The organism is Nostoc sp., from assembly GCF_036917515.1.
In the GTDB taxonomy this organism is placed as follows: domain Bacteria; phylum Cyanobacteriota; class Cyanobacteriia; order Cyanobacteriales; family Nostocaceae; genus Nostoc.
On the sequence record NZ_JBALDE010000130.1, the window covers coordinates 1 to 24,665 of the forward strand.

A 24,665-nucleotide genomic window follows, 5' to 3' on the forward strand; every position below is an offset into this window, starting at 1 on the left:
CTCTTTTATTTCGACTTGTAATCTTAAACCCATCACGCTTAAACCAATATTTACCCTTGGTGATAATTTAGCGCAGCTTCATACAGAAATGGTATCACCAGGGTTAGTAAAGATGGATCTGCGAGCGCCACTATTGTAGGTAACATACAAATTAGCTTGCCAACCTGAATTTTGATAACCCACACCAGTTTGAAGTACAGAATAAGGAATCAAACCTAATTGTAAACCTTTCTCTGTCCCTGTTTTTATTTGTGAATCTGTATAAGTATAGTTGAGGAAAGTTGACCAACCAGCCGCAATTTTTAATTGCAATGCAGCTTCTAAACCATTGGTATCTACTAATCCAATGTTTGCCCATTTTCCAGCGATGACTCCCAAGCGATCGCCTATACTACTACCAAAGTAAGTAAACTGTCCAATCAAATTTTCCGAAAAGTTAACATCCACTCCCGCAGTCCAAGTTGAGCCAATTTCTGGGCTTAAATCAGGATTAGGTTGCCAACCATGAACTGTATCATAAACATACAACTGATCTAACCCAGGATTGCGTTGTCCTCCTGCCCAACTTCCACGCACTGCTATTATTGGTGTAACGGCATAACGTAAACCAACACTAGGGTTGAGATAATTTCCAAACTGGCTGTCAAAGCTTTGCCTTAGTCCTAAATCTATCAGAAAATTATCGCTAATATTCCAAGTATTGACAGCGAATAAAGCTGCATTAAACAAACTCCTGTTTTCAGTTTCGTTATTGGCAATAGTACTAGGATTTGTACTCAAAACATCACCAGTTAAATCAGTGTTTTTCAAATCTAATCCCCAGCGCAATTTATTATTGGCTGTAATTTTCCACTCATGATCTACCCTGGCTGTAAGTTGTTGTGTATCTAAAGCGCCTGTACGGTAAAACGATCCTGTAGGACCGTAAGTGCTGAAATAATCTTGGTTATAACCAATTGAGGTTGTAATATTGGAGCTTTCGCCATTACCCAGCCGAGTTTTCCAAGATAAGCCAACATTTAAACCATCGTGGTCTAATCTATCTCTTTGGAGAGGAAACCCAAAATAAATTAAGCCGCGACGACTGCTAAGTTTAGTAACATCTAAATTCAAAGAATTTTTGTTATCTAAATCTAGTCCAATGCTACCAAAGTAAGTACTTGTCGCTGTATCTGCATTTGATAAAAATCCCTTTTCATCACGATTTGCTGCACCTACAGGAACGGGGTAACGGTTATCTGTAAAGAATCTTTCAAAGCTAAAGTTATACTTAACTTTATCAGATGAACCACCATAAGTCACTTGCTGATTATTTAAATTCAATGAGCCAAATTCTGCACTACCACTCAATCGAGGTTTACCATAACCTTCTTTGGTAATGATATTGACAACTCCTCCAAAGGCTGAGGAACCAAATAAAGCGGAGGCTGTACCGCTATATAACTCCACTCGTTCAATCGCCTCTACAGGAATACTATTTAAATCAGTTCCACCATGATAAGTGTTGACATTGTTGTTGATTGGTCTGCCATTAATCAAAAATACAGACTGATTAATTGAGGCTCCCCGGTAGTATGTACCTGTGTGAATATCTGCACCATGACCGACATCATTGATTGCAAAACCTGGCATTCTTTTCAAGATATCTGCTAAACTTTCTGCACCCTGCTTTTTAATTTCTTCTCGATCTATTACGTAAGTTGGAGTAGATTGGGGTAGATTGTCTGGTTCTGCGATCGTTTCTATAGTAATGTCTGCATCATCGCTCAGAGTTTGCTCTGTTTCTGGCTGAGTTTCTTCTGGATTAACTTCACTCGGTACCGATTGTTGAGATAAGAATTCAGCATTAGTGACGGGTAGCTCAATTTCACTCAAACTCGGAATATCTGAAATGACTTCGATTGATTTATTAGTATTTATCTGCTCAATTTCACTTTCAATCGCATAACTAGGAGACGCTATCAGTAAACTCGGTAAAGCAACTGTTAGCAACAAAAAATCTTTTTTCACGTTCTCTTTCACACTATGTCAAAACAGTAACTACGTAGTATTTTGGCTATAATAGTAAAATTGTGTCAAAAGACACGTTGTCATATTTCTACAGTTCGGATGAGACTATTTGTCAATTGATTATGTGTTAAACTCGATAGCAAATGCATTTGAAGAAAGCAGAAGGGGATTCGACCCCGGATGATTTAGAATCATGTAAATAGCTGTACCTTGGGGGAAGATGACGCAACAGTGAGTGTTTTGAAGCTTTGCTTTTTAGCTTTGGTGTAATCTGCTATAGGCATCGCTTTAGCGAAGCAGATCGCGCGGTGTGTCGCAGACAGGGCAGTTTTCCTTTAACCTGTTGCCCTATACATTAATTTTTAAAACTTAAGGAATAGAGATTTTTATTACTAATGATAGAGCAGATAATATTATTTTTAAGTTAAATTAGAACATTGTTAGTGAATAGAAGGAATCATTAGTAACTTTATTTTTTAACTAATTATTCAAAAAAATCGAAAATCATCAATATTTGCCGAAAAACTAATATTCAAGATTTACTTATGTATCTAGCTTTATGGCCGGGGAATGTATATCCTTTAGGTGCAACTTGGGATGGGAAAGGAACAAACTTTGCTTTATTTTCGGAAAATGCAACAGGGGTAGAGCTTTGTTTATTTGATAACGATGACGAAGAAATTCGTATACCTTTGACAGAAAAAAACAATTTTGTTTGGCATGGTTACTTACCAGGAGTTGGCCCAGGTCAAAAGTATGGATTTAGAGTGCATGGGATGTGGGCACCGGAAGTTGGTCATCGATTTAATCCAAACAAATTATTAATCGACCCCTACGCTAAGGCAATTGACGGTGAATTTAGTAACGATCTAGCTGTCTTTGGCTACTCTCTAGATGCTGAGGAAAAAGACTTAGTTTTTTCTGAACTAGATGATGCCAAAATAATGCCCAAGTGTGTTGTGGTCGACCAATCTTTTGATTGGGAAGGTGATAAACTGCTTGCTACGCCTTGGTACAGAACTGTTATTTATGAAACTCACGTCAAAGGTTTTACTAAACTACATCCAGATATTCCAGAAGAATTGCGCGGCACTTATGCCGGGTTAGCGCATCCTGCTGCAATTCAACACTTACTGCAATTAGGTATTACAGCAGTTGAGTTGATGCCAGTACATCACTTTTTATCTCAACCGGGACATTTAGAAGGAAAAGGATTAAGCAATTACTGGGGCTACGATTCTATCAATTATTTTGCCCCTTATTCTAGTTACAGTGCTAGTGGAACTGGAGGAGAACAAGTCACTGAATTCAAGCAAATGGTCAAGGCACTGCATTTTGCCGGAATTGAAGTGATCTTAGATGTAGTCTACAACCACACTGGCGAAGGAAATCATTTCGGACCAACGCTATCTTTGCGAGGTATTGATAATTCCGTATATTACCGTTTGGTAAAGGATGACCCTCGCTACTACATGGACTTTACAGGCTGCGGTAACTCTCTGAATGTGCGTCATGCTCAAGTTCTGAAGTTAATTATGGATAGTCTGCGCTATTGGGTAACAGAAATGCATGTAGATGGCTTCCGCTTTGATTTGGCCTCGGCGCTGGCGCGGGAATTATATGAAGTAGATAGCCTATCAGCTTTCTTTGATATTATTCATCAAGACCCAATCTTGGCAGATGTAAAGCTGATTGCTGAACCTTGGGACTTAGGAGAAGGAGGCTATCAAGTCGGGAACTTTCCACTGCGTTGGTCTGAGTGGAATGGTAGATATCGGGATACAGTCAGAGATTTTTGGCGTGGTGTAGATGATAGTTTAGGACAATTTGCCTACTGTTTTACAGGTAGCCCTGACCTCTATCAAACAAATGGGCGCAACCCAAATGCAAGTATTAATTTCATAACTGCTCATGATGGTTTCACGTTAAATGATTTAGTCAGCTACAACGAAAAGCATAACGAGGCAAACGGGGAAGACAGTAGAGATGGTGAAAGCCATAATAGATCCTGGAATTGTGGTGCAGAAGGCGAAACTGAAGATCCAGAAGTAATGCGTTTGCGGGAACGGCAACGACGAAACTTTTTAGCAACCTTAATGCTATCTCAAGGTGTCCCAATGCTATTAGAGGGGGATGAAATTGGCTGTAGTCAAAAGGGAAATAATAATGTCTACTGCCAAGACAATGAAATTTCCTGGCGGCATTGGGATTTGCATAAAGCGAACGCAGATTTATTGTACTTTACACGTGAACTGATTAATTTTCGCCATCAGCATCCAGTATTCCGACGACGTAAGTGGTTTCAAGGTCGCCCCATTCACGGTTTAGGCATTAATGATATTGCTTGGTTTAATTCTGATGGCAGTGAAATGACTGAGAAGCAGTGGCTTATTAGCTATGCCAAAGTAATGGAGATTTTTTTTAATGGGCAGGGAATTGCTACTCCAGGGGATCGTGGTGAGCGGATTATTGATGAAAGTTTTCTGCTATTTTTTAACGCTCACTACGAGTTAATTGATTTTGCTTTACCCGATGACTTTAAAGACAAGGTGTGGGAGATAGTAATTGACACTAATGAACCTCGCTTTTTAGATCGAGGAAAATTAGTTTCAGACTCTCAAACTGTACCAGTTACAGATCGCTCTTTGATGGTGTTACGTCTTATTAGTTAGCAGTATGAGGAGAAAAAGATACTCAACTTTATAGAAATAGGAATTACGCAACGCCGATATTGTTATTGCGACCGAAACGGAGTGTAGGGAAGTAATCCCAGCGTCAGAGAAGATTACTTCGCTATCGCTCGTAATGACAAAATTATGTTATTTTTGCGTAATTCCTGAGAAAATATATTTTTTCTATCTTTTTTCTATAAAGTTGCTAAAATGCTTTAACGATTTTTACTCATAACTCTAATTAGAAAACGTAGTGCTTCATTTACTGCTTCCGAATTGGGAAACATTTCTGCAACATCAGGTTCTAAAAAAACTGTCAACTTTTCAATATTATTAAAATTATATTCACTATTGATCGTATTAGTATCTGCCAAATCCTGATTTGATTGAGGTTTATTCTTAATTATGATTGTTTGGGATGATGCAGTATTTAATTTATTAGCTAGTGATTCCCAACTAGTAACTTTCAGATTAAAGTGAGCCTTTGCATCCCGTAATATTTTAAACTGTTGCTTCAGAATATCAACAGTGTAAATATGCTTTTGATATATCTGTTTCTCTACATTTAGGTCTGACTCAACCATATCAACTACTTCACTAATAAGTCGGTCATGATTTTCGGCAATCTGAGCAGCAGCCCCTAAAATCCGAGAAGTTGCTTGTATCTGTATATCAGTCTCTTGCTTAAGGCGATCGGCAATACTGCGAATTTGATCTCCCAGCCTCGCTTTACCTTGTTTTTGCGTGGTTGGTAGTGATTTTTTGCTCATAAGTATACTTGTTTATTCAGAAAGTATGTCTTTAATTGCTAGCCAGATGCGCTTAAACTTTTGTACCAAACCCATTGGATTATTAGTTGTTTCTTCTTCCACCGAATCAACTAGAGATTGAATTCTATCCATACGCTCTGCTACAACATAAAGACTATTTACTGCTTCATCCTTACTTGCTAAAGAGTCACGCAATAGCACAACCATCTGGGCAATTTCTCGTTTTAGTTTTTCATTCTCGGCTTTCCGGCGAGTTTCCCATCCCTTAATACTAGCTTTGGAACGACGCTCATGTTTGAGTTCTGCTTTGGTCTCATTGTATAAAGTCAAATACATTTCTCGTTCGGAGTTGGTTGCATCATATTTGGTAAGCAATTCAGTTGCTCTAGCTTTTTCTTCATTGTAGAGACAGAGTGTTTGTTGATGACTTTGTTGTTCATCAATATAGAAGCGATAATTTTGAGTGACTCGCTCTGTTAGCTCATTAGCTTTGAGTTGGCAAGTTTGAATCTCTCGCTGGTGAACATGAACTAGCTGGGATATTTTCGCTTTTTCTTCGTTGTAAAGGTAGAGCGTCTTTTGATGATTCTCTTGCTCATCAATATAGAAGCGATAATTTTGAGCGACTCGCTCTTTTAGCTCATTAGCCTCAATTTGGTAAGTTTGAATCTCTTGCTGAACATGAACCAGTTGAGATGCAGCTTCCTCATTTTCTTTCGCACGTTGTTGTGCTTCATCGCGTTGGACACGAACAGTCATCAATAGCTGTTGAAGTTCACGAGGAGAAGGTGGTTCTTTCTGCCGTGAACGAAGATTATTAACATTGTTGTCATGATTAGAATCTCTGCGATCTGCTCTCCTCATTGTCATAATTTATATTCCTATGTAAGCATTTGTTAGATTTAAGTATAATTATTCAGTTTAGCCGAGATAAACTCATTGAAGTGTGATCTCGGTTCTACTGGTAATATGATCTAACCTCTCTCCTAAAATGAGAAAGGCTTTAAGGCTTACTCCCCAACGCTAGCTCTTAAGGGGCTATTCTTATTAGGTTTGTATTGAACTCAACTGAGAAACGCTAGATGTAGCAATTATGAATTAAGTTAGTATTGAGAAAAATGGACGCTTCACCAAACACAACAGAAGACAATAATTTATGATTCAAGCCTTACGTAAACTAGTTACATTCGATGAATTCGTTGCTAAATATCCTGACAAAACAGGAAAACGTTTGAATTGCATGATGGAGTAATAGTTGAGATGCCGCAACATACAGGCGACTATGAAGAGGTAATTGGATTTTTAGCCTTTGAAGTTACTAGAGAGTGTATTCGTTTAAATCTCCCCTACTTCATACTCAAAACAGTATTAGTCAAACCGCTTGAAAATGAATCTGCTTACTCACCAAATGTACTGATACTAAATCTCCCTAATTTGGTAATGAACCTTTGTGAAAAAAAGAATCTACTGTAAGCCAAGCGGAATCAATACCCTTAGTAGTTGAGGTAGTGAGTAGCAATTGGCGTGATGATTATTTAAAAAAAGCTGCTGACTATGAGGCTGTAGGCATACCAGAATACTGGATTGTAGACTATGCTGCTTTAGGCGGTAGGCGATTTATTGGCAACCCCAAACAACCAACTGTCTCTCTCTACACTTTAATTGAGGGAGAATACTAAGTCAGTCAGTTTCAAGGTAGCGATGCCTACGGCGGTAAATAACGCATTATCTCACCTCTTTTCCCCGAATTAGATTTAACTGCCGAACAGATTTTTCAAGCTGGTGGATACCCTGCATAGCGCTGATAGTGTTAGAAAAGAGCGATTTCCGTTACAGACGAAATTTGTTGTCGCATATTCTTCAGTAAATCTAGAGTTTTTTCATAGACAACTTTTTTTCCTTGGTTTTCAAAGTACTCAGATGCTTTTTGTAAATCAGCGATCGCTCCTAAATGATATCCTAAACGATACTGAGCTACTCCCCGATTAACGTAAGCCTGGGCATTACTGGGGTTGAGTCTGATGACTTGAGAAAAATCACGTACTGCACCAAAGTCATCTCCATTTCGTCCGCAAGTACAACCCCGGTTAAAGTACGCTCTATAATCGTTAGCATTGAGACGAATTGCTACATTAAAGTCGAGCATGGCTGCTTGGGTATCTTGCAAGACAAAATGCGCCAAACCTCGGTCATTATAGATATCTGCAAGTAGTAAGTTAGTTGTTCGAGGTATCTGAGTTAGGGCTAAATTAAAGTCAAGAATTGCCTTTGAGTCTTTCCCTTCGCCGGCACGAGCTAGCCCTCGGTTGTAGTAAGCTCGAAAATCGTAGGGTTTGAGTGCAACGGCTCGATTATGATCGACAATGGCAGCAGGATAATCCCCTTGTCTGTAGTGTGCTACTCCCCGGTTCAGATAAGCCTCAAAGTTATCCGGTGCAAAATTTATGGCTTGAGTACAATCTGTAACAGCTTGATGGTAATCTTGTAATTGCAGATAAGCCAGACAGCGATCGCTATAAGCGACAGCAAAATGTTTCTCAAGTGCAATCGCTTGGTTGAAATTCTCTATTGCTTCCTGATACTCACCGCCCTGCATCTTATCTACACCTAACTCTAAGAAATCACTCGCTGTAATTTGGGTAATAAAAATGGGTGAATAATGTGGAGATAAAGTCAGAAAAGTCAGAGGTAAAGCAATAATTGTACTGAAAAACAATCGCCAAAAATTACTCATAATACCAAATTAGGATAGGTAATATTGTTTGATATTCTTGGAACAGTCTTTTTGTAAAGACTCTTAATCCAAAATCCCAAATTGGTATATGCATCCTGTTTGATAATTGCGGTAACTCTAAAATTAGCGGGACAAAAAGCCCCGCTAATTATTAATTTTTAAAGTCAGATTTTACCTACTTCCATTCCTTATCTGCTTGTGAAAGTACATAAGCCGCTACATTTTCAATTTGTTCAGGCTTCAAACGTTTGCCGAAGGCGGGCATGGCATTTTTACCGTTTGTAACCTGGGCAATAATCGCCTCTGCTGAGTACAAACCATACTTTTCTAAAGCGTCCTTTTTCAGGCTTTTTTCAGCTTTAACCAAATTCTTTCCTCCTGCGTGACAAGAGGCACAATTGGCACTAAATACTTTAGCTCCACTAGCAGCATCTGCTGCCAAAGCTGGACGACTGAAGGCAAAGGTGAAGATTGCTATGCCTAACAGTATGACTATAATCATTTTTTTCATTTCGTGTTCTCTCTGCAATAACGGCTTATTCGGTGCAATATCCTCCATAATAGTGAGTTGAGCCGCTGTCATAGTCAAAAGACAAGCTGTCAAACTTTGGTTTATTAAATAAAGTTTTTTGATTTTGAATTCTGGCGATTTTAGATTTAGGTTTGTTAGCACAAAACTATATGTTACGATAAGGTATTTTCCGACAAAATACCCTAGCTTACTTATTTGCAAAAATGTGTATTTATACTTTTGTGATTTTGAACATTTTATAAAAAAAATGATTAAAATTTCAGGATGAAATTTTAAAGATGAAATTGTTCTGATTCATCTTTTATAATTCATCCTTTGTTTTTTATTTAACAGTTCCTAATCGAGTAAGCACATCTTCTGTGACGCGACAAATTCGCCAATCATCTAATATAGATGCTCCCATCCTACGGTAAAATTCTTGGGCTGACTCATTCCAATCTAAGACGCTCCACTCTAATCGCCCACAATCACGTTCTACAGCTATTTGAGCTACTTTAGTCAACAGAGCCTTACCAATACCTTGCCTGCGATATTCTGGTAAAACAAATAAATCTTCCAGATAAATTCCTGGCTTAGTCAGAAATGTTGAATAATTATGAAAAAATAGCGCAAAACCAACAGCTTGATTTGCAGATTCTGCTAATATTGCTTCTACATACCTCCGCGAACCAAATAAATGCTCTTGAAGTGCTAGAGCATTCCCAGCGATCGCGTGAGATAATTTTTCATACTCTGCAAGCCCTTCAATTAATTTAAACAGTACGCTGCAATCGGCTGGTTCAACAAAACGCACAATCAAATTGCTACCCGAAGTCATTAGTCTATAGTCCATAGTTTATAGTCCATAGTCTATAGGCAACTGGGCAATTTATTTTGAGTATTGACTAAATAAGAACCGAAAAAAGCTACAAAACGCCCGATTTTTGCGAATTGCAAGGCTAATTAAGTTAGGGATTACATCTCTATCTTGAGCAATGTAGTTAAATCAACCAACCTTTTAAGCGTTTGGCTATGTGAGGACGGCGTAATTTCCGCATGGCTTTGCTTTGAATTTGACGCACTCGCTCACGAGAAAGATTGAACATATTGCCAACTTCTTCTAAGGTACATGGTTCGCTGGTTGTCAAACCATAACGCAGAGAAATAACATCTTTCTCTCGTGGAGTTAACACGTCACCTAAGACTTCCCAAATCTCTTGACGCATCATGTTTTCATTCATTTTTGCTTCAGGAGACAAGTTATCTTCATCTTCTAGCAAATCCATCAATTCCGTGTCTTCTTCTTTACCAACGCGGTGGTTGAGAGAAAGTGCTTGTCGTCGTAGCTGTTGTAGCTGACGTAGTTGTTGCACGCTAATCTCCAAATATTCTGCCATTTCACCTTCGGTTGGATTACGACAGAGTTTTTGTTTGAGTTCCCGTTGGGCTTTTTTTAGCTTGTTAAGCTTTTCAACAATATGAATCGGTAGCCGAATTGTTCGCGCATCGTTAGCTATAGCTCTAGTAATTGCTTGTCTAATCCACCAATAGGCGTAAGTAGAAAACTTATATCCTTTATCGGGATCAAACTTTTCTGTAGCGCGATTTAAACCCATTGCTCCTTCTTGAATTAAATCCAGAAAAGGCACTCCCCGATTCAAGTATCGTTTAGCAATAGACACTACTAACCTCAAGTTCGAGCGAATCATTTTGCGTTTCGCGACTCTCCCTTGATACAAGCGATTTTCTAGTTGCTTTTCCGTCATTCCTAGCTCGGAAGCTACTTCTAGTTTACTGGGTTCATGTTTCAGTTCTAACTCTAAAGCTGCTTGTATCTCTCTGACTTCCTCTAGAAACCTGACTCGCCGCGCTAACTCTACTTCTTCATCAGCTTTTAAGAGTGGATAACGCGCCATTTCCTTAAAAAACGCGCCGACAGCATCATCATGTTCGGTTTTGTTGTATCCCGAAGGACGAGCCGCCGCCATTTCATCTCCATCGCGTTCGTCTGATTCTAGATTTTCTACTACAATTGGAGATTCTTCTTCTGCCATTGCATTTAAACTATCGAGTGATGGTTCTTCGATATCAGCAGCATTCTCCAATACTTCCATTTTTCCCAATTCAACAATATTCATATTTTCCTTTAGGGATTGTTGCTTTGTTTGGTACATAATTTATTTACACCTACTCGTTTGAGGCTTGGTAGTTTTCCCTAATGGACAATGCACCCGTAAAAAATAGCGAAATATAGGCTAATGCTAATTTATCTACAGAAATAAAAATCGGCATCTACCTACTACCTATAGGTTACAGTTATATATAACTATAACGAAACAGACCTTAGCACCCAATAAAGCTTTTTTCTTAGATTCCCAACAGATATATTTTTCATTTTTTTCTGAATTATCAAATATGTCAAACCCCCCTCAAACTTTCTCAACCTTAACAAATATAAAAATTTCAGCTAGCCATCCAAAGTTCTTAAACTTTCATATATTTTTCTAAATATTTATAATGTCTTAGACGTTGGAAGTCAGTGTATAAAAGGAAGACCTACTACTGATTTTATGCATTCTTAGTTTGATTTAAAGTTACCTACATGATCAAAATCATAAGAAATGCAACTTAATTTTGGGATAATTTTACTTTGTATAAAACTATCTCATATACAGAAGGAGTTGAATATCTACCGCTAGGCGGAAAAAGGCTACCCCATATTTAGTAGATATAGCAACTGTTGCAGCAATAGCCGACATGCTTTTATTTGTATAGTGGGCACCAAATATTTATTGCATATATAGTTAATACGAATTTGTCTAGTAGATTACATAAGAGGAAAATTATCAAGTATTATGAAGAAGAACAGTATTGATAAATACCATTTAAATTTAAGAAAGCGAAAAACTAAAGTTTAGTTAGCTGAGTTGATTTTGACCAGCTATGTGAAGAAAATATTTAATTATAAAGTCAGCAAGTATGTATATTAATGACATCAATTTATCTCCTTTAGTAGTAAGTGAAGCGAGTGAATCATATCAGTCAGGTAAAACTGTTAATCGGTGGGTTGAAGTATTGGTAGACTGTCCAGGAAGTACAGGACTATTTACTTATCGATTGCCAGCCCAGTTAGAAATAAAACCAGGGGATATTTTGAGCGTGCCATTTGGGGCCCAACAATTAGGAGCGATCGCGATTCAATTACTGGCACAACCAAATATCGATTTACCACCAGAAAAAATCCGGGAAGTAGAAGATATTGTCAGCGTTGGATTTTTCCCAAGTGCTTATTGGGAATTACTCAACCGAGTTGCTGCATATTACTATACGCCCCTGATTCAAGTAATCCGGGTTGCTCTGCCACCAGGGTTACTGGGGCGATCGCAGCGTCGTATCCGTCTGGTTAGAAGCAGGGGGGCAGGGGGGAGTAGTTCTTTACTGGCATCTGCCGATCCTTTAGCTTTTTTGACTCCGACTGCGCGGCAAGTTTGGCAACTTTTGCAAGGGCAACCAGCCGGGGACTACAGTTATGTTTACCTTCAACAAAAAGTCAAATCTGCTTATCGGGGAATTCGAGAGTTATTGCGATTTGGTTTAGTAGAAAGTTACTTAGAACCGCCGCGACTGACTCGACCAAAGTTGCAAAAAGCAGTCACACTCACAGGTACAATCGATGATGACTTAACTACTCGCCAACGAGAGATTTTAGAAGTGCTACGGCGGCGTGGTGGGGAGCTGTGGCAAAATGAATTACTGCAAATTTGCAATGCTAGTTCCTCTATTCTCAAGACGTTGGCACAAAAGGGTTACATCGTTGTTGAAGAACGGGAAGTATTGCGAACTGAACAAGGGCCAGCATTAGTAGGCGATGGCGCTAAATTTTTAACTACTGCTCAAGCTAACGCTTTAGAGACAATCCAGACATTAGATGAATTTGCTCAAATTTTATTGCATGGAGTGACAGGTTCAGGAAAAACCGAAGTATATTTGCAAGCGATCGCACCCCTCCTCAATCAAGGTAAATCTGCCCTTGTCTTAGTCCCAGAAATTGGACTTACACCCCAGCTAACCGATCGTTTTCGCGCCCGTTTTGGTAATAAAGTCAGCGTTTATCACAGTGCGCTCTCAGATGGTGAACGTTACGACACTTGGCGGCAAATGCTCACGGGAGAACCCCAAGTTGTCATTGGTACTCGTAGCGCCGTTTTTGCCCCTTTACCTAACTTGGGTTTAATTATTTTAGATGAAGAACACGATAGCAGCTTTAAACAAGATTCCCCTGTTCCCACCTACCACGCCCGTACTGTTGCCCAGTGGCGAGCCGAATTAGAAAATTGCCCCTTGGTGTTGGGTTCCGCTACGCCTTCGTTGGAAACTTGGGTAAGCGTGAGGAGGATGGGGAGCATGGGAACAGGGGGAGAATTTGTAACTCCTAATTCTTGTATAGAGGCGATTAATCGCCTCTGTACTCCTCACTTAGCACTCAGTACTTATTACTTAAGTTTGCCTGAACGCATCAACTCCCGCCCTTTACCACCAGTGGAAATCGTCGATATGCGGCAAGAGTTGCAACAGGGAAATCGTTCTATATTTAGTAGATCGCTGCAAGCAGCTTTAGAAGAGTTGCAAGAAAGAAAACAACAGGGAATTTTATTTATCCATCGCCGGGGACACAGTACTTTTGTATCTTGCCGCAGTTGTGGATATGTATTGGAATGTCCGCACTGTGATGTGTCGCTGGCGTATCACCACACCGAAGAAAAAGCGCCGGAATTATTGCGGTGTCATTATTGTAACTATGCGCGATCGCACCCCAAATTTTGCCCTGATTGTAGTTCCCCTTACTTGAAATTTTTTGGTAGCGGTACTCAACGAGTCACGCAAGAACTAGCACGACAGTTTCCAGAGTTACGCTTGATTCGTTTTGATAGCGATACCACCCGCAACAAAGGTTCACATCGTACCCTACTCACGCAGTTTGCCAACGGCGAAGCAGATTTATTAGTCGGTACGCAAATGCTCACCAAAGGTTTGGATTTACCACAGGTGACACTTGTGGGTGTTGTCGCCGCCGATGGATTGCTAAATTTATCAGATTATCGCGCCAGCGAACGAGCATTTCAAACCTTGACGCAAGTAGCTGGACGTGCCGGTAGAGGTGAAGATCCGGGTAGAGTGATTGTGCAGACTTATACTACAGAGCATCAGGTAATTGCAGCAGTGCGATCGCACGATTATCAGTCTTTCTCTCAAGCAGAATTAGAACAACGCCAAGCACTTAATTATCCTCCTTACGGGCGGTTAATTTTGTTGCGTTTAAGTAGTCTCGACCCGATTCAAGTCCAAAATACGGCGCAAGTTATTGCTACAGCCTTGAATGCAGAAGAAGAATTCGAGATATTAGGCCCAGCACCAGCGAGTATTTTACGAGTAGCTAATCGTTATCGCTGGCAGATATTAATTAAATTTGCCCCTGATCAATTACCACAATTACCAGATTGGGAAGAAGTGCGATCGCTTTGTCCTTCGTCTGTAAGTTTAACTATTGATGTAGACCCAATTAATATTATGTAATCGTAAACTAATAATCTACCCATAAGCGCACTCATAAATAAACCTGATTTGTTTGGTAATTGAGTTAACCTATGCATAATCTGCCCTCAGATAGATGAGTAAATCAAAATATCATCTTATTAGTTAGGTTAAAGCATGTATATTGAAAAATTTTTTCATGATTTGCTATCAAAGTCATATCATGTTAGGGTAATTACTTATTAATAAAATCTATCAATGTAGGTTGGGTTTAACAACAGTGAAACCTAACATAAATAAGGATAAAATGTTGGGTTTTGTTCTTACAACCCCATCTGCTTGGTTGTTGGAAAATCCCATACGCTCGCAGGCTCGCTAAGACTACGCTATTGCCAAGGGAGAAGACTGCGCTGGCTCCTCAACGCAGTGGCTACCCAAAGTACAGATATTATAAATACAGTGTTTTACAATTACATGAGGTACACCCCTCACCAACCCTCCCCGATGCTTTGGAGAAGGTGCACGATAACGTGGGTGCGGTATTTTTATACCTCACAAAGTTGAAATCTGCTGTAGTCAAAGAACCTGATATTAGTTACATATTAACAGCATAGATAAAGTGAACTCTGTCAACAGCAATTAAAAATTTCCAGTGATAATTTTGAAGATTTATTGCTTTTTACGTAATCATACTGTGGCAAGTTGAGGAATTAGAAAGTTCCTTTATAATTCTCTTAAAAAGAAGTTCAGGATTGATGTATAAAAAGTATTTAGTAAATACTTTTTATACAATTTGGAGAAATGTGTTTCCTAAGACTTGCGGTCATTACGTTCGTTTATAGCTAGTGAAGAATTGCCAAGAATAATCATTGCAGATACTTGGCCAATGTTAATGGATTACTCACCTATCAACTACGAACACAACGGCAAGGCATACTATGATTTACAAGATCAAACCCAAAATACTGGTATTAGCAATTGTTCAAGGGATTGCTTTTCAACCAAATAACGCTCCTGTACCATCTGGGTATATTAAAGATATCGGTCAAGCCTACAATGATACTAGAGGCTTTGGTTGGGTGCGTGAAGATAGCTTAGGCAATACTACACCCACTCCCCTTGATATCCAACTCAATACGCGCGATCGCAACCGAAGTGGCATCGATCAACGACTAAATAGACTGATTCATCTGCAATATCCTCTTAGCAGTTCGGGAACAGCAGTCAAAATACCTGCTGCTTGGGAATATGTCCTATCTAATGGTTCCTACAATGTGACTGTTAGCGTCGGTGATGCTAGTAATACTGTAAATAGTAAGCACCAGATTAATATAGAAGGGAGGGCTGCTATTTCTGGCTTTGTACCAACAGCAACCAAAAAGTTTGCCGCAATTACCCGGATTGTTAATGTTGCCGATGGTAAGCTCACAATTGATGCTAAAGGTGGTAAGAATACCAAGCTTAACTATATTGCGATCGCACCAGGTAATCGTCCCTCGATCAGAACAACCAATCCCAATGATGGTCAGACAAACGTGTCGCCAGATATATCGATTACAGCAGACCTAAATCTCCCTAACAGTGGGATTGCGGTTAATACCATTTCTGCCTCAACTATCAAGTTGATTGATTGCAGCACTAACACGCAAGTCAATGCTAATTACAACACTTCCGGTGGTGGAGATGTGATTGTAGTGTCTCCAATAACTCGTCTCAAGAACAATACCAAATATTTGTTACAAATCACCGACGGGGTTAAAGATAGCAATAGTGTTGCATTCTTACCCTATACTATCAGTTTCACAACAGGCACTTTTGTAAAACCAGTAAGCAATATTACTTTTGAGCAAGTCCCATTAGCGAATGTACCTGTCAAACCTTACACCACAGTATTGATTGGGCCTGACAATAAACTCTATGCTGCCACCCTACTGGGTGAGATTTTGCGTTTCCCGATTAATGCTGATGGCACTCTGGGCACACCACAAACGATAACCTCATTGCAGACTGCAAATGGTGGTAATCGAACGATCATTGGTATGCACTTTGATCCCTCATCAACAAATGCTAATAACCTAATTCTCTGGGTAACAAATAACTACTACTGGAATGCAACTGTTGATGCACCAGAGTGGAGTGGTAAAATTACTCGTTTAAGCGGTACCAATCTAGAGACAGTAAAAGATTATGTGATTGATTTACCACGCTCGAGTCGGGATCATCTAACCAACAGCATTGAGTTTAAGCCCAATGAGCCAAATGTGCTGTATGTGTTGCAGGGTAGTAATAGTAGCACGGGCGCACCAAACACTGCCTGGAGTAATCGTCCTGAGCAGTTATTAACTGCTGCTGTATTACGAGTTGACCTGTCCAAAATCTCCTCACCTCCTTTAAGCGTTAAGACTAAGGATGGAGGTACTTATAACCCCTTTAATCGGGAAGCGCCTGTAACTATCTTTGCTAGTGGTATACGTAATGCCTATGATCTGGTTTGGCATAGCAATGGTCAGTTGTATGTGCCAACGAATGGTTCGGCGGCTGGTGGCAATACGCCAAATACACCTATCCCCCTACCTCTTGCCTGTCAAAACCGTATTGATAAAGCTAGTAATGGGGCATATACTAGTCCATCTGTGCCTGCTCTTAGCAGTCTAGGCACACAGCGAGACTTTCTGTTTCGCGTTGTTAAAAATGGTTATTACGGTCATCCCAATCCGAAGCGTTGTGAGTGGGTGTTGAGTGGAGGAAATCCTACAGCTGGTACAGATCCAGTTCAGATAAAGGAATATCCCATTGGTACTCTACCTGACCGGAATTGGAAGGGTATTGCCTTCGATTTTGGAGAGCATATTTCACCTAATGGCATTATTGAATATCGTAGTCATGTTTTAGGTGGTCAGCTGCAAGGCAAACTGCTGGTGACACGCTTCAGTTCAGGGAAAGACATCATTGTGCTAACACCAGGTGGCACAAACTTGGATATTGTAAATTCCCAAACAGGTATTACTGGCTTCACTGGTTTTAATCCAAGTCCATTGGATTTGATTGAGAATCCCACAAATGGAAATCTCTACGTGGCGCAACTCAGTCAAGAGACGGGCATGGGCAAAATTACACTTCTGCGTCCACTTCATTAATAGACCTCTTGCAAAAGTCCCCTAAACCGCACCCCCCCAGGCTTTTAGGAGAGACTTTGACGTAAGTCAAAGGCGGGGTGGGGTTCTTATTTTGAATTTATGCAAGAAGTCCCTTACTGAGTTTTTAGTAGCAAATAAGATGCCTTTGCCCTATGCTAATGATAGCTATTTAGGCAGTGTCTATACCAAGAAACCAGGTATCTGCTCAATAAATCGGGGCGAACTACCAGTTCAGGAACGAGTTTACGCCATTTGAGCCTTGTCACTGAGCGATTTACCCCGAATTATTGAGCGGTTACGAAACCAGTCTAAGTAGATGCTACATTTATTTCAACTACCTATCTAGGGTTTCTCCCCGCTGGCAGGGCTACTTATAGATGACACCTCTGCCAGCGAATATCTCTGAATCAAACTTATAACCGAGGGGATTGATATGGCAGACATTATTGGAGACAACAGCAATAACACTCTAATTGGCACGTTTGAGAATGACGCTATCCTTGGTCAGGGCGGTGATGATAACCTCTTTGGTCGGGGCGGCAATGATGACCTCTTGGGTGGGGCTGGCAATGACTCGCTTAATGGCGAGGACGGCAATGACCTTCTCAATGGTGAGGACGGTGAGAACACCCTGCTTGGTGGGTTGGGCGATGATGTCCTCCTTGGTGGATCTAGCAATGACCTTCTCGATGGCGAGGATGGGGACGATCAACTCCTTGGCAAAGGCGGTGACGACACCCTGCTTGGTGGGTTCGGTAATGATGCTTTCCTTGCTGGATCTGGCAATGACCTTCTCGAAGGTGGGGACGGAGATGACCGACTCGCTGGAGAAGACGGTAAAGACCAACTCTTTGGCGGGGAAGGGGTTGACACCCTCCTTGGCGGGGCTGGCGATGACCAGATTGATGGCGAGAATGGCAATGACAACTTGATTGGTCAGGCTGGCGATGACACCCTCCTTGGTGGGGCTGGCCATGACCGACTAGAAGGAGGAGACGGGGATGACAAAATGTTTGGTGGGACTGGCAATGATACTGCTGACTATTCAAATAGCACTGCCGGTGTCACCGTCAACCTGGCGACTGGAACTGCCAGCGGAGGGGCAGGGAATGATGTTCTGTTTAATATCGAACAAGTCTTTGGTTCTGGTTTCAAGGACTTTCTAATTGGCGGGCGCGGTAATGACACCCTCTTTGGTAGAGGTGGCGATGACCTGCTTGATGGTGGAGTTGGCGATGACCTGCTTGATGGCGAGGAAGGCAACGATACTGTCCGTGGTGGGGCTGGCGATGACACCTTGCGTGGTGGGACTGGCAATAACCAACTCTTGGGTGGAATTGGTGTTGATACTGTTGATTATTTCAGTGCCACTGCTGGAGTCACGATCAACCTTGCCACTGGAACTGCTACTGGGGAGGGCAGGAATGATGTCCTGTTGGAGATTGAAAGAGTTGTTGGTTCTAGGTTCAATGACACCATCCTTGGCGGAGCTGGCAATGACTTCTTCATCAGTGGTGGGGACGGGAATGACTTTGTCAATGGTGAGGCTGGTAATGACCGCCTCTTTGGCGATAACGGCAATGACACCCTCCTTGGCGGGACTAACGACGACTTTATCAACGGCGGGTACGGCGATGACTCCCTCCTTGGCGGTAGCGGCATTGACATCCTGCTTGGTGGGGCTGGCAATGACTTTCTCAATGGTGAGGACGGGGGTGACACTCTCATTAGTAGAGAAGGCAATGATACCCTGCTAGGCGGCAGTGGCAATGACGCCTTGCTTGGTGGGGATGGCGATGACCAACTCCAAGGTGGAGGCGGGGATGACCAACTCTTTGGTGGGACTGGCATTAATACTGCTGACTATTCAAATGCCACTGCTGGAGTCACTGTTGACCTTGGCGCTGGAACTGCCAGTGGGGGAGATGGAAATGATGTCCTGTTCAATATCGAGCAAGTCTTTGGTTCTAGTTTTAGCGACTCCCTGATTGGAGCAGGCAGCAGTGATACCCTCTTTGGCAGAGGCGGCAATGACACCTTGCTTGGTGGGGATGGCAATGACTTTCTTGATGGTCAGGAAGGTAATGACCTCGTCTTGGGCGAGGATGGGAATGACAGCCTGTTTGGTGGGGCTGGCAATGACCAAATCGAAGGAGGAGAAGGCGATGACACCCTCCGTGGCGGGGTCGGCAATGACACTCTCCTTGGAGCGCCTGGAAATGATGTCCTCATAGGCGTTGATACTAACGGTTCTGATTCTCCTGGATTAGGGGAGGTTGATATCCTAACTGGAGGGCCTGGGGAAGATCAGTTCTTACTTGGAGATGCTACTAATGTCTTCTATGACGATAACAACAGTGAAAGTAGTGGTTTGGCAGACTACGCTACCATCAGTGGCTTCAACTCCAACGAAGATACAATCCAGCTCAAAGGAACAGTGGCAGACTATCGCTTGCAGACTGTGGGAGCCGATACAAGGGTATTTCTGGACAACTCAGGAGAGCTAGATGAACTCGTTGGTGTTGTGCAAGCATCGCCTCTGAGGCTTGATAGTGACGACTTCCTGTTCTACGAGAAAGAAGATGCTGGACAAGGGACAAACAACACACTAGCTACTGCTGAGAAGCTAGGTACTTTAACATCAGGTTCAGAAGTTAATACCTCTGCTCAACTGGCAACGCTTCCAGGGAACAAGCCTGATTTCGACTTTTTCACATTTTCTTTAGCTAACCCAGGAACTGTGACTATCAGCACGCCGAATTCTACTGTCGATACAGTTCTCGGCCTATTTAATAGTGCCGGGAACTTACTGAATTCTAGTGATTCTCCATCAATCACCGCTTCACTCGGGGCAGGTACTTACTCCATTTCAATAAGTGATTATGATTACTTCCCGCAAAATGGCGGAACTTTCGATTCTGGCTATTTTAACCCTGGTCCTTATACGCTAGGAGTCACTGTAGCCTAAAGACAAATGGTACTAAGAAAAGCAAAAACAGTTGCCAATTAATAAGTTTGCAGTTGTTTACGTAATTCTTGTCGAAGTTTTGTCATGAAGGGGTAAGCTTTGGGGCGGCGTTTTTGAACTCGTGGTTCCCTCCGTGCGGGACGGTCAGTAACGATTTTGTGAACGATAATTTTGATTGTTCTGTTCATCCATTATTACTATCCGCTCAATAAATCGGGGCGAACTACCAGTTCAGGAACGAGTTTACGCCATTTGATCTATGTATTTGTGAGAGCAAGGGTTGCTAACAGCAACCCTTGCTCTCTTCTCCCTCTAATGATTATCATTTTCAATGACTGTATATTTTATTTCTTGGAAGTCCCTAATATCCCTGTTTTGTCACTTTTGGAAAACAATAATCGAAGCGAAACTCTAAAACTTTGATTCAATCAAGCTTTGAGCTTTTCTTTCTAACAGAAACTGAAATTTATATTACTTCATCGGTAAGGTGAGAGTGAATGCTGTTTGACCAAAAGGTGTTAAGTCAAGGGTAAGGTCGCCGCGATGTGCCCTGGCAATTTCTCGGGCTAGGCTGAGTCCTAGTCCGATTCCTTCTACCTTGCGGTTACGTGAGGGATCGCCGCGATAAAATCGGTCAAAAATGCGTTCGCGATCGCTGAGTGGAATATCTTTTGATGCATTGACAATGGTAACGTGAAGAGTTGTTGGAGTTTGATGAGTGCGAATCTGTATCCAGCCGTTGGCGAGATTGTATTTGATTGCATTGCTAAATAGGTTTTGCAAAACTTGAATTAAAAGATCGCGATCGCCTTTTACCCGCAACCCATCAATAAAGTCAGTTTGCACAGTCAAATGGGGAGCTAGCATTTCCACATCTTCTAATATCTCCATCAGCAATTCAGACATATCCACTTCAACCAAATACAAGCTCATTTTTCCGGCATCTGCCAGAGATAGTAACAAGAGTTTCCGCATAATTCCACTCAGGCGGCGCACCTCATCTAACAAGTTGCTTAAGCGCTGTTGTACTTCACTACCGGGATCGACCTGTTGTAGTGTTCGTTCTAGTTCGCCTTGTAAAATAGTTAGTGGGGTTTTCAGTTCATGGGCTGCGTCACCACTAAAGCGGGAAGCTTGGGTAAAACTACGTTCCAAGCGTTCCAGCATCAAGTTAAACACCTGAATCAGTTCGATAAATTCAACATCAGTTGTCCCAATCGGAATCCGCTGATCTAGCCCTTTGACAGTTACCTGTTGAATTACGCTCGTTAATTGCCGGATGGGACGCAAAGCACCACCAGAAACCAACCATGCCCCCACCGCAACCAGCAGTAGCGCTCCCGGAATTGAAACCAGGAAGATATTGCGAATGGTAGCCATTTCTTGATCTACGGCTTGCAAGCTAACGGCAATGGCAATCTGAGCATTGGGAAAATTAGCTGTCCCAATCCGCCAGACTGCTGTTTTCGTCTGCTCTGTAACAAATTGAGGTGGGCGTGGATGAATTAGCGGTGGGTGCTGGATCGATGGATTTGTATTAGAGGGTAAAGGTGGTGGTTCTCTCCTTGGGGGCGGTGGTAGAGGTGTCAACTCAAGACGCTTAAGCAACAGACGATTCACCTCAAGGTCGGCAGGTAAAGAGTTTGATTGATAAAGGATGTTGTTGTTTGTGTCCAACACTACTAGGGCGACAGGGGTTTTTGTATTGGTTCCGAAAGCATAAGATAAAGAATCTTCGTAAAACTGCCACCGCGAGCGATCGCTTAAGCTTTCTCTTCTGGGAGAGGCTGCACCAACGGGAGGTTTTTCTGGTGGAGGGAAGTTCGGAGTTGCCCGCATCAAGTGATTTAATAGTTCTGCATCCAGGCGGCTAATCTTAGCATTGTAAATCTGAAACCAGGAAACCGCGCCAAATCCGACTAATGTGCTGCCAGCTAGAGCCGCAGACAACAGAGCAATGCGGAGTCGAGAGGAAGGGAGTTTCATGATCAAGAATCTAGCTTGCGAAATCGATATCCAACTCCTCGAATGCTTTCAATCCAGACTGCTTCATCAAGAGGGTCAATTTTTTTACGAATTCGCTGGATACAAACATCTACAACGTTAGTGTTGGGGTTAAAGTCGTAGCCCCAAACGTGTTCTAGGATTTGGGTACGAGTAAAAACCCGTCCGGGAGAACGCATGAGATATTCCAGAAGATTAAACTCGCGGCTGGTGAGTTCTATCGCTTGGTGATTGCAAGTGACTTCCCTGGTGATGCGATCAAGTTTGATCGGCCCAACACAAAGCAGATTTTGGCGATCGCTCACACTCCGGCGCACAACCGCATGAATTCGAGCCGCTAACTCTTCTACAAAAAACGGTTTTGCAATATAGTCATCCGCTCCCAAATTTAGCCCTTGCAAGCGATCTTCTAGTTCATTCCGAGCCGTCAACAAAATCACCGGAGCATTCCGACCTTGGCGCCGTAATAGTTTTAAAATCGATAGTCCATCTTTTCCCGGCATCATAATGTCGAGTATAATCACATCATATTCGTTGTCTAATGCCCGCAGATATCCATCATCACCGTTATCGCAGTAGTCTACAACAAATCCCTGCTCCTTGAGTCCAGCCCGGACAAAGTTAGCAATTTTCGCTTCATCTTCAACAAACAGAACGTTCACAAGTTTTTATTAATTTATATATTCTTCTATTTTAAATTCATTATTTTTTGTTCAAATTACAAAACTGTAATTTAGAAAATAAGCAAGCTGTAATTTTGAGGTGGCTCAATTATAAATATGAACACCTTAGCTTTTGAAGGTTGATTTTTATGAATATTCGTCGAGTTTTAGCCGTAGCAGCGATTCCTTTTTTGATTGGTACATTTGGTTTTGTTGCACCCAATCAGGCAAATGCTGCTAATCTATCTCATCGGCACGCCGAGATTTCACAACAGCCCAACAGACGGCAAATATCTGATGAAAAACCACAAATCAGACATTCTAAACCCCGTCCACATCACAAAAAGCGTTCTCCCCAACGTCCTCAACCTCATAATCAGGAAAAAGTGCAAAATCGGGTAGAACACAATAATCGTTAATTGAAGCGCCCTTGTATTTCGCCTTACCAAACTACTGCGATCGCAATTAATTAAAAAGCAAGGTGGACTGCGATCATGAACAACAATCGCCAATTAAATCTGATTTTTAGTCGAAGAGATGTACTTGCTCTATTTAGGGCAGCCGGAACGGCAATACTTGTGGTTGGATGCATACCACGAAAGTCTAGTTTAGCCGTCCCAAGTTCATCTGCAAGCAATTCTGCTACGTTGCCTGCCTGTGTCGTTAGTCCAGAACAGACTGAAGGCCCTTATTTTGTGGATGAGAAGCTTAACCGCTCCGATATCCGTTCCGATCCGGCGGATGGTTCGGTGAAAGACGGTGTGCCACTCTATCTGACACTGCAAGTTTCTCAAATTGGCACTACTGGCTGTACACCATTTGCAGGTGCGATCGTAAATGTTTGGCACTGTGACGCACTCGGTGTTTATTCAGATGTGACAGACCAAAGTTTTAGTACCGTCGGTCAAAAGTTCTTGCGCGGCTATCAAGTAAGCAACGCGAATGGAACTGTCCAGTTCACAACCATTTACCCTGGTTGGTATCAAGGCAGAACCGTCCATATCCATTTTAAGGTTCGCACTGATGCGACATCAAAGCAGCGTTATGAGTTTACATCGCAGCTATATTTTGATGATTCGATCACCGATCGGGTACATACCCAGACACCTTATGCCAGTAAGGGACAACGTACGCTGAGGAATGCTGATGACAGAATTTTTCAAGGTGATGGCGGCGAACAAATGGTGCTCAAGCTCACCAAGAATGGACAAGGTTACGCAGCAACTTTTAATGTTGGGCTGAGGATTACGTGATTTTAGTACAAGACTTAGGGCTTAAATGACTGACAAAAATTACACAACTGTAATTCAGAACCAGAGTGAAGTGTAATTTTGGGTTAGTTGAATCAGAAATGTAAACAATTTATCTTTTGAGTGTTGATAATGAATATTCGTCAAGTATTAGTCGTAACAGCAATTCCTGTTTTGGTTGGCACATTTGGTTTTATTTCACTTAATCAAGCAAATGCCGCTAATCAATTCGATCGAATTGCACAGGCGCAACAACCGCCTAACCAACCATCAAACGAACAGCCACGTCCACCTCGACCAGATTTGAAAGCCGCAGCAACAAAGTTAGGAGTTACAGAAGCACAGTTAAAGGCGGCATTGGGAGTTCCTGCCAATCCGCCAAATCCAGGCGATCGCAATCAACGCCCACCCAGAC

At 41.7% G+C, this 24,665-nt stretch carries 16 protein-coding genes and 2 pseudogenes; 8 read left to right on the forward strand and 10 right to left on the reverse strand.

Translation table 11 applies throughout. The features are described from left to right. Positions 1–78 precede the first annotated feature (78 nt). Positions 79–2,010, reverse strand: a complete 1,932-nt coding sequence (locus V7K89_RS16770) for a TonB-dependent receptor plug domain-containing protein (RefSeq protein ID WP_335189001.1) — start codon at positions 2,008–2,010, stop codon at positions 79–81. A gap of 545 nt (positions 2,011–2,555) precedes the next feature. Here V7K89_RS16770 and glgX point away from each other — a divergent pair. Beyond that, positions 2,556–4,682, forward strand: a complete 2,127-nt coding sequence (glgX, locus tag V7K89_RS16775; protein ID WP_335189003.1) for a glycogen debranching protein GlgX — start codon at positions 2,556–2,558, stop codon at positions 4,680–4,682. A 215-nt stretch (positions 4,683–4,897) separates the two neighbouring features. Here the strand turns inward: glgX and V7K89_RS16780 are convergent, their stop codons facing one another. Further along, complete coding sequence (locus tag V7K89_RS16780) at positions 4,898–5,452, reverse strand: hypothetical protein (RefSeq protein WP_335189005.1); 555 nt, start codon at positions 5,450–5,452, stop codon at positions 4,898–4,900. 12 nt (positions 5,453–5,464) lie between these two features. Next, positions 5,465–6,322 carry a hypothetical protein gene (locus V7K89_RS16785; RefSeq protein ID WP_335189007.1) on the reverse strand — a complete coding sequence of 286 codons (858 nt, stop codon included), beginning with the start codon at positions 6,320–6,322 and terminating at the stop codon, positions 5,465–5,467. A gap of 286 nt (positions 6,323–6,608) precedes the next feature. On the opposite strand from V7K89_RS16785, the pseudogene V7K89_RS16790 reads away from it, so the two are divergent. Next, positions 6,609–7,251, forward strand: a pseudogene (locus V7K89_RS16790) (Uma2 family endonuclease). 11 nt (positions 7,252–7,262) lie between these two features. On the opposite strand, the gene V7K89_RS16795 reads toward V7K89_RS16790, so the two are convergent. From V7K89_RS16795 to V7K89_RS16810, 4 genes are all read right to left on the reverse strand, one after another. Further along, positions 7,263–8,186 (reverse strand): tetratricopeptide repeat protein, encoded by a 924-nt coding sequence (locus V7K89_RS16795; protein ID WP_335189009.1) that lies wholly within the window; start codon positions 8,184–8,186, stop codon positions 7,263–7,265. Positions 8,187–8,361: 175 nt separating this feature from the next. After that, positions 8,362–8,697 carry a cytochrome c6 PetJ gene (petJ, locus tag V7K89_RS16800; protein ID WP_335189031.1) on the reverse strand — a complete coding sequence of 112 codons (336 nt, stop codon included), beginning with the start codon at positions 8,695–8,697 and terminating at the stop codon, positions 8,362–8,364. Positions 8,698–9,040: 343 nt separating this feature from the next. Then, the gene (locus V7K89_RS16805; RefSeq protein ID WP_335189011.1) at positions 9,041–9,535 is read right to left on the reverse strand and encodes a GNAT family N-acetyltransferase; all 495 of its coding nucleotides are present in this window, start codon (positions 9,533–9,535) and stop codon (positions 9,041–9,043) included. A 163-nt stretch (positions 9,536–9,698) separates the two neighbouring features. Continuing rightward, positions 9,699–10,871: an RpoD/SigA family RNA polymerase sigma factor gene (locus tag V7K89_RS16810; protein ID WP_335189013.1), complete on the reverse strand. Its 1,173-nt coding sequence runs from the start codon at positions 10,869–10,871 to the stop codon at positions 9,699–9,701. A gap of 805 nt (positions 10,872–11,676) precedes the next feature. Here V7K89_RS16810 and priA point away from each other — a divergent pair. From priA to V7K89_RS16825, 3 genes are all read left to right on the forward strand, one after another. Continuing rightward, positions 11,677–14,271 (forward strand): primosomal protein N', encoded by a 2,595-nt coding sequence (gene priA, locus V7K89_RS16815; protein WP_335189015.1) that lies wholly within the window; start codon positions 11,677–11,679, stop codon positions 14,269–14,271. 896 nt (positions 14,272–15,167) lie between these two features. Then, entirely contained in the window at positions 15,168–17,366 is a 2,199-nt protein-coding gene (locus V7K89_RS16820; protein ID WP_335189017.1) for an Ig-like domain-containing protein, read from the forward strand. Between the two features lie 433 nt (positions 17,367–17,799). After that, positions 17,800–20,334, forward strand: coding sequence for a calcium-binding protein (locus V7K89_RS16825; protein ID WP_335189019.1), 2,535 nt, complete (start codon positions 17,800–17,802; stop codon positions 20,332–20,334). Positions 20,335–20,372: 38 nt separating this feature from the next. On the opposite strand, the gene V7K89_RS16830 is transcribed toward V7K89_RS16825, so the two are convergent. From V7K89_RS16830 to V7K89_RS16840, 3 genes are all read right to left on the reverse strand, one after another. Then, a complete protein-coding gene (locus V7K89_RS16830; protein ID WP_335189021.1) occupies positions 20,373–20,522 on the reverse strand; it encodes a hypothetical protein in 150 nt (49 codons plus the stop codon). Positions 20,523–20,805: 283 nt separating this feature from the next. Next, complete coding sequence (locus V7K89_RS16835) at positions 20,806–22,320, reverse strand: ATP-binding protein (RefSeq protein ID WP_335189022.1); 1,515 nt, start codon at positions 22,318–22,320, stop codon at positions 20,806–20,808. A gap of 2 nt (positions 22,321–22,322) precedes the next feature. Continuing rightward, on the reverse strand, positions 22,323–23,000 hold the full coding sequence (locus V7K89_RS16840) for a response regulator transcription factor (RefSeq protein WP_335189025.1): 678 nt from the start codon (positions 22,998–23,000) through the stop codon (positions 22,323–22,325). Between the two features lie 149 nt (positions 23,001–23,149). Here V7K89_RS16840 and V7K89_RS16845 point away from each other — a divergent pair, with 149 nt between their 5' ends. The 3 genes and pseudogenes from V7K89_RS16845 to V7K89_RS16855 all read left to right on the forward strand — a co-directional run. Next, complete coding sequence (locus tag V7K89_RS16845; protein ID WP_335189027.1) at positions 23,150–23,419, forward strand: hypothetical protein; 270 nt, start codon at positions 23,150–23,152, stop codon at positions 23,417–23,419. Between the two features lie 75 nt (positions 23,420–23,494). Next, the gene (locus V7K89_RS16850) at positions 23,495–24,253 is read left to right on the forward strand and encodes an intradiol ring-cleavage dioxygenase (RefSeq protein WP_335189029.1); all 759 of its coding nucleotides are present in this window, start codon (positions 23,495–23,497) and stop codon (positions 24,251–24,253) included. 129 nt (positions 24,254–24,382) lie between these two features. Further along, positions 24,383–24,665 (forward strand): annotated as a pseudogene (locus tag V7K89_RS16855) (hypothetical protein); the annotation flags it as partial.